The organism is Halomonas sp. B23F22_3, from assembly GCF_043496965.1.
Lineage (GTDB): Bacteria > Pseudomonadota > Gammaproteobacteria > Pseudomonadales > Halomonadaceae > Halomonas.
In genome coordinates this window covers 1-5,581 of record NZ_JBIEKG010000010.1, presented here as the reverse complement: position 1 = coordinate 5,581, position 5,581 = coordinate 1, and the positions used below count along the sequence as shown (strand labels likewise).

The following is a 5,581-nucleotide window of genomic DNA, read 5'->3' as shown; positions in this document are numbered from 1 at the left end:
GCTTTGAAAATTCCCGCTTGACGAACTCGCCGCATTCGGTAGAATGCACGCCACTCGATCGGCACTCGCTTCGCTCTAGCGAAATGAGGTTTCGGTCACCCGCTTCGCTTCTTCGGGACGCCTCGCAGGGTTGACAAGAACAGCCGGTCATGTAGAATACGCCTTCCTCGCAGGGCGCCGGCGAGACCGCCGCTTCACAAGAAGTCGGCCGGACACGACGGCAACAGCGAGACGCTCTTTAACAATCGATCAGGTAATTCATGTGGGCGCTTGTCGGGATGTCGGTGACCAGTCACTGAAACATTCAAGGCAAGCGACTCGTCAAATGAGACGTTTGAACCTTGAGCCAGGTTTGGTTCCACCTTAGGAACTATCAGACTTTAAACTGAAGAGTTTGATCATGGCTCAGATTGAACGCTGGCGGCAGGCCTAACACATGCAAGTCGAGCGGAAACGATCCTAGCTTGCTAGGAGGCGTCGAGCGGCGGACGGGTGAGTAATGCATAGGAATCTGCCCGGTAGTGGGGGATAACCTGGGGAAACTCAGGCTAATACCGCATACGCCCTACGGGGGAAAGCAGGGGATCTTCGGACCTTGCGCTATCGGATGAGCCTATGTCGGATTAGCTTGTTGGTGAGGTAATGGCTCACCAAGGCGACGATCCGTAGCTGGTCTGAGAGGATGATCAGCCACATCGGGACTGAGACACGGCCCGAACTCCTACGGGAGGCAGCAGTGGGGAATATTGGACAATGGGCGAAAGCCTGATCCAGCCATGCCGCGTGTGTGAAGAAGGCTTTCGGGTTGTAAAGCACTTTCAGTGAGGAAGAAAGCCTTGGGGCTAATACCCCCAAGGGACGACATCACTCACAGAAGAAGCACCGGCTAACTCCGTGCCAGCAGCCGCGGTAATACGGAGGGTGCGAGCGTTAATCGGAATTACTGGGCGTAAAGCGCGCGTAGGTGGCTTGATAAGCCGGTTGTGAAAGCCCCGGGCTCAACCTGGGAACGGCATCCGGAACTGTCAGGCTAGAGTGCAGGAGAGGAAGGTAGAATTCCCGGTGTAGCGGTGAAATGCGTAGAGATCGGGAGGAATACCAGTGGCGAAGGCGGCCTTCTGGACTGACACTGACACTGAGGTGCGAAAGCGTGGGTAGCAAACAGGATTAGATACCCTGGTAGTCCACGCCGTAAACGATGTCGACTAGCCGTTGGGGTCCTTGAGACCTTTGTGGCGCAGTTAACGCGATAAGTCGACCGCCTGGGGAGTACGGCCGCAAGGTTAAAACTCAAATGAATTGACGGGGGCCCGCACAAGCGGTGGAGCATGTGGTTTAATTCGATGCAACGCGAAGAACCTTACCTACCCTTGACATCGTGCGAACTTTCCAGAGATGGATTGGTGCCTTCGGGAACGCACAGACAGGTGCTGCATGGCTGTCGTCAGCTCGTGTTGTGAAATGTTGGGTTAAGTCCCGTAACGAGCGCAACCCTTGTCCTTATTTGCCAGCGAGTAATGTCGGGAACTCTAAGGAGACTGCCGGTGACAAACCGGAGGAAGGTGGGGACGACGTCAAGTCATCATGGCCCTTACGGGTAGGGCTACACACGTGCTACAATGGTCGGTACAATGGGTTGCGAAGCCGCGAGGTGGAGCTAATCCCATAAAGCCGGTCTCAGTCCGGATCGGAGTCTGCAACTCGACTCCGTGAAGTCGGAATCGCTAGTAATCGTGAATCAGAATGTCACGGTGAATACGTTCCCGGGCCTTGTACACACCGCCCGTCACACCATGGGAGTGGACTGCACCAGAAGTGGTTAGCTTAACCTTCGGGAGAGCGATCACCACGGTGTGGTTCATGACTGGGGTGAAGTCGTAACAAGGTAGCCGTAGGGGAACCTGCGGCTGGATCACCTCCTTAATCGACGACGTCGCCGGCACTCGGCAAGTGTCCACAATGAATTACCTGATCGACCAGAGCAAAGACTGTTTGGGTCGCGGACCCAGTGGTTTGTAGCCGGGTCTGTAGCTCAGTTGGTTAGAGCGCACCCCTGATAAGGGTGAGGTCGGCAGTTCAAGTCTGCCCAGACCCACCATTTGCAGGATCAGAGGGGCCTTAGCTCAGCTGGGAGAGCGCCTGCCTTGCACGCAGGAGGTCAGCGGTTCGATCCCGCTAGGCTCCACCATCTTGCAGCAGGAGGTCAGCGATTCGAGCGAATCGTCGCACCGCCCGCTAGGCTCCACCATCCTTTCCCACACAGTCCAGACACAGAGACCAGCGGCAAGCCAAGCGGCTTTCCACTGTTCTCTGAACAGTGCTCTTTAACAATGTGAATCATGCTGACAAACGTTTCTTCCGAGAGGAAGAGACACGAGATACGTCTCAAGCGTATCCGGCAATTGTCGATTGTCATCGCGGACCAGACCTCTTGGGGTTATATGGTCAAGCGATGAAGCGCACACGGTGGATGCCTAGGCAGCCAGAGGCGATGAAAGACGTGGAAGCCTGCGATAAGGCTCGGCGAGGTGGCAAACAACCTGCGACCCGGGCATTTCTGAATGGGGAAACCCACCCACGGTAACGTGGGTATCCTGCACTGAATACATAGGTGTCAGGAGGCGAACCGGGGGAACTGAAACATCTCATTACCCCGAGGAAAAGAAATCAACCGAGATTCCCCTAGTAGCGGCGAGCGAACGGGGACCAGCCCTTAAGCACCATGACCGATAGACGAAGCGGTTGGGAAGCCGCGCGATACAGGGTGATAGCCCCGTAGTCGAAATCTGATTGGTGTGAAATCGAGTAGGTCGGGGCACGAGAAACCTTGACTGAAGACGGGGGGACCATCCTCCAAGGCTAAATACTCCTGGCTGACCGATAGTGAACCAGTACCGTGAGGGAAAGGCGAAAAGAACCCCGGAGAGGGGAGTGAAATAGATCCTGAAACCGTGTGCGTACAAGCAGTGGGAGCAGACTTGTTCTGTGACCGCGTACCTTTTGTATAATGGGTCAGCGACTTATTTTCAGTGGCGAGCTTAACCGTATAGGGGAGGCGTAGGGAAACCGAGTCTTAACTGGGCGACCAGTCGCTGGGAATAGACCCGAAACCGGGCGATCTATCCATGAGCAGGTTGAAGGTTGAGTAACATCAACTGGAGGACCGAACCAGGATCTGTTGAAAAAGATTTGGATGACTTGTGGATCGGAGTGAAAGGCTAATCAAGCCCGGAGATAGCTGGTTCTCCTCGAAAGCTATTTAGGTAGCGCCTCACGTATCACCGCCGGGGGTAGAGCACTGTTTCGGCTAGGGGGTCATCCCGACTTACCAACCCGAGGCAAACTCCGAATACCGGTGAGTGCAAGCGTGGGAGACACACAGCGGGTGCTAACGTCCGTTGTGAAAAGGGAAACAACCCAGACCGTCAGCTAAGGTCCCGAAATCCTGGTTAAGTGGGAAACGATGTGGGAAGGCTCAGACAGCTAGGAGGTTGGCTTAGAAGCAGCCATCCTTTAAAGAAAGCGTAATAGCTCACTAGTCGAGTCGGCCTGCGCGGAAGATGTAACGGGGCTCAAACCAGGTACCGAAGCTACGGGTTCGTCGAATGACGAGCGGTAGAGGAGCGTCGTGTACGCCGATGAAGGTGGATCGAGAGGTCTGCTGGAGGTATCACGAGTGCGAATGCTGACATGAGTAACGACAAGGGGAGTGAAAAACTCCCCCGCCGGAAGACCAAGGGTTTCTGTTCGACGCTAATCGGAGCAGAGTGAGTCGGCCCCTAAGGCGAGGCCGAAAGGCGTAGTCGATGGGAAACGGGTCAATATTCCCGTACTTCACTGTATTGCGATGGGGGGACGAAGAAGGCTAGGTGAGCCAGGCGTTGGTTGTCCTGGTGAAAGTCAGTAGGCCGAGGAATCAGGCAAATCCGGTTCCTTAAAGCCGAGAGACGAGACGAACAGACTACGGTCTGGAAGTCATCGATGCCACGCTTCCAGGAAAAGCCTCTAAGCTTCAGATACAGTGGAACCGTACCCCAAACCGACACAGGTGGTCAGGTAGAGAATACCAAGGCGCTTGAGAGAACTCGGGTGAAGGAACTAGGCAAAATGGTGCCGTAACTTCGGGAGAAGGCACGCCGCATTAGCGTGAGGGGACTTGCTCCCTAAGCGCGAAGCGGTCGAAGATACCAGGTGGCTGCAACTGTTTATTAAAAACACAGCACTCTGCAAACGCGCAAGCGGACGTATAGGGTGTGACGCCTGCCCGGTGCCGGAAGGTTAAGTGATGGTGTTAGCTTCGGCGAAGCTCCTGATCGAAGCCCCGGTAAACGGCGGCCGTAACTATAACGGTCCTAAGGTAGCGAAATTCCTTGTCGGGTAAGTTCCGACCTGCACGAATGGCGTAATGATGGCCACGCTGTCTCCACCCGAGACTCAGTGAAATTGAAATCGCAGTGAAGATGCTGTGTACCCGCGGCTAGACGGAAAGACCCCGTGAACCTTTACTATAGCTTCACACTGGACGCTGATGTTGCTTGTGTAGGATAGCTGGGAGGCTTGGAAACTCGGTCGCCAGATCGAGCGGAGCCAACCTTGAAATACCAGCCTGGCATCATTGGCGTTCTAACTCAGGTCCGTTATCCGGATCGAGGACCGTGTGTGGTGGGTAGTTTGACTGGGGCGGTCTCCTCCCAAAGCGTAACGGAGGAGCACGAAGGTACCCTCAGCACGGTTGGAAATCGTGCATTGAGTGCAAGAGCATAAGGGTGCTTAACTGCGAGACAGACACGTCGAGCAGGTACGAAAGTAGGTTCTAGTGATCCGGTGGTTCTGTATGGAAGGGCCATCGCTCAACGGATAAAAGGTACTCCGGGGATAACAGGCTGATACCGCCCAAGAGTTCACATCGACGGCGGTGTTTGGCACCTCGATGTCGGCTCATCACATCCTGGGGCTGAAGTCGGTCCCAAGGGTATGGCTGTTCGCCATTTAAAGTGGTACGCGAGCTGGGTTTAGAACGTCGTGAGACAGTTCGGTCCCTATCTGCCGTGGGCGTTGGAGATTTGAGAAGTGCTGCTCCTAGTACGAGAGGACCGGAGTGGACGCACCTCTGGTGTTCCGGTTGTCACGCCAGTGGCATTGCCGGGTAGCTATGTGCGGACGGGATAACCGCTGAAAGCATCTAAGCGGGAAGCCCCCTTCAAGATGAGATCTCCCCGAGGCCTTGAGCCTCCTGAAGGGCCCAGCGAGACCAGCTGGTTGATAGGCCGGGTGTGGAAGCGCTGCAAGGCGTTGAGCTAACCGGTACTAATGGCCCGTGAGGCTTGACCATATAACACCCAAGCGGTCTGCCGATGGCAACCGACACGACGGATACGCGAGACGCATCTCGTCAGCATGATTCATACGTTTTTCGCCTGACGACCATAGCGTACGGGAACCACCTGATCCCTTGCCGAACTCAGCAGTGAAACCGATCAGCGCCGATGGTAGTGTGGGGCCTCCCCATGCGAGAGTAGGTCATCGTCAGGCACCTATTCCGAGAAAACCCCGAGCTCAACGAGCTCGGGGTTTTTTCATG

Annotated in this window: 2 tRNA genes and 3 rRNA genes; all 5 read left to right on the top strand. The window is 55.3% G+C overall.

What is annotated here, in order from left to right:
* Window positions 1–382: 382 nt before the first annotated feature.
* The 5 genes from ACGTNG_RS18085 to rrf all read left to right on the top strand — a co-directional run bounded on the left by ACGTNG_RS18085 (window position 383) and on the right by rrf (window position 5,532).
* Window positions 383–1,923: ribosomal RNA gene (locus ACGTNG_RS18085) — 16S ribosomal RNA — on the top strand.
* Window positions 1,924–2,021: 98 nt separating this feature from the next.
* Window positions 2,022–2,098: transfer RNA gene (locus tag ACGTNG_RS18080), tRNA-Ile, on the top strand.
* Window positions 2,099–2,112: 14 nt separating this feature from the next.
* Window positions 2,113–2,188: transfer RNA gene (locus ACGTNG_RS18075), tRNA-Ala, on the top strand.
* Between the two features lie 255 nt (window positions 2,189–2,443).
* Window positions 2,444–5,332 (top strand): 23S ribosomal RNA (locus ACGTNG_RS18070).
* Window positions 5,333–5,416: 84 nt separating this feature from the next.
* A 5S ribosomal RNA gene (gene rrf, locus ACGTNG_RS18065) occupies window positions 5,417–5,532 on the top strand.
* Together the 16S, 23S and 5S rRNA genes with 2 tRNA genes alongside form the textbook arrangement of a ribosomal RNA operon.
* The last annotated feature ends 49 nt before the right edge of the window (window positions 5,533–5,581 follow it).